Origin of the sequence: Bradyrhizobium sp. Leo170 (assembly GCF_004296405.1) — a bacterium.
GTDB lineage: Bacteria > Pseudomonadota > Alphaproteobacteria > Rhizobiales > Xanthobacteraceae > Bradyrhizobium.
The window spans coordinates 1-1,608 of the sequence record NZ_PSRR01000687.1 but is presented as its reverse complement, the minus strand read 5'-3'; the positions used below and the strand labels follow the sequence as shown (position 1 = coordinate 1,608).

The window sequence follows — 1,608 nt, the reverse complement described above, 5'->3', positions numbered from 1 at the left end:
GGGAAGAGCCTCCTCACTCCGGCAGATTGTTCACCTTCTTCACCCAGGCGCGGACGTCGGCGAGGACGTCGGGCAACACGGCCTTGACGTCCTGCACGGTCATGCCGGCCTTGATGCGGGGATCGTAGAGCAGGTTGAGGATGTACTGGTCGTAGACGTCGAAATAGCCCATCGAGACGTTGTCGTTGAACATGGTCCAGGGCACGCTGGAGGTGTCGTTGATCGGGCCGAGCGACTGCAGCAGTTCCTCATAGGCGCAATCGAAGAAGACGAAGTCGCCGTTGTCGACCGTGAGGATCACGTCCGAATGCTCGATCTCGAAATTGTCGTTCTTGCGAAAGCCGCTCAGGCATTGCGGGTCGAGCGAGGAGCGGATCTCTTTCGCCCGCTCGCTGCCATAGAAGGTCGTGATGGTGCGATAGAGATCGCGGTCGCGTACCAGCTTCACCCTCACATTGGCGATCTCGCTGCTCTCGGTCATGGCGATGTCGAGATGCTGGACCTTGGCGGCGATGTCGCCGACGATCTTTCCGAGCTGCGCCTTGCGGTCGGCGCGGGTGCCATCGGCGAACACCCTGATCGGGGAGTCATATTTGCGGATGCGGTCGACGCGGCCGGCGAGGTGGTACTCGGCGCCGAACGCCGTCTTCATGAAGCCTTCGATGATCTCGCTATCGGTGAAGGCTTTCTTCTCGTTGCGCTGACGCGCGGCGATCGATGGGTTCTCGCCCGACCATGCCGGCGGCGCAACGAGGCCGGGCATGATCGCGGCCGGGGCGATTGCAAGGACGAGGACAGCCAGGATACGGCGAAGCGTGCACATCGCTATAACGCTGCCGCAATCACGGTGCGCGCGCAAGCTTGCTTGCGCATGGCAGCGCTGGTTCCCGTACCGTCCTAATTCTTGACGACGACAGTGGTGCCGACGGAAACGCGGCTATAGAGATCCACCACATCCTCGTTGGTCATGCGGAAGCAGCCGGACGATACCGCCTGTCCGATCGTCTCCGGCTCGTTCGAGCCGTGAATGCGGTAGAGCGTCGAGCCGAGATACAGCGCGCGGGCACCGAGCGGATTTTCTATGCCGCCGGCCATGTGGCGCGGCAGGTCGGGACGGCGCCGCAGCATCTGCGCTGGCGGCGTCCAGCTCGGCCATTCCTTCTTGGCGGTGACGCGATGGGTTCCGCCCCAGCGGAAGCCGTCGCGGCCGACCCCGATGCCATAGCGCAGCGCCTGGCCGTCATTGAGGACGAGATAGAGCCGCCGCTCGGCGGTGTTGATGACGATGGTGCCCGGCGCATAATGGCTCGGGTACATCACGGTCGCCCGTTGGATCGGGCTCGCGCCGGTGCCGAAGAAGTTCGGGCCTCCGCCCATGATGTCGCGGGTGTCGAAGAATTGGGCCTGCGCCTGACCGGCGCCTCCCAGCATCAAGAGCGCCGCCGCCAGCAAAACCCTGCCCCGTGTCATTGCCTTCCTCGCGTTATTTCCAGCCTCACGAAAGTGAGGCCATAAGTTGTTCGAATGCGCAACCCACGCCGCCGTGAGCAACGGATTTTCGGACACCGCGGTTAAAAAAGGCAACACATCGGAAACGATGGCAGCTGA

General features: G+C 62.9%; 2 protein-coding genes. Both read right to left on the bottom strand.

The window, feature by feature from the left end; translation table 11 throughout:
• Nucleotides 1–13: 13 nt before the first annotated feature.
• On the bottom strand, nucleotides 14–763 hold the full coding sequence (locus CWO89_RS44010) for a DUF2927 domain-containing protein (protein WP_207234710.1): 750 nt from the start codon (nucleotides 761–763) through the stop codon (nucleotides 14–16).
• 134 nt (nucleotides 764–897) lie between these two features.
• On the bottom strand, nucleotides 898–1,470 hold the full coding sequence (locus tag CWO89_RS44005; RefSeq protein ID WP_130584357.1) for a L,D-transpeptidase: 573 nt from the start codon (nucleotides 1,468–1,470) through the stop codon (nucleotides 898–900).
• Nucleotides 1,471–1,608: the final 138 nt, after the last annotated feature.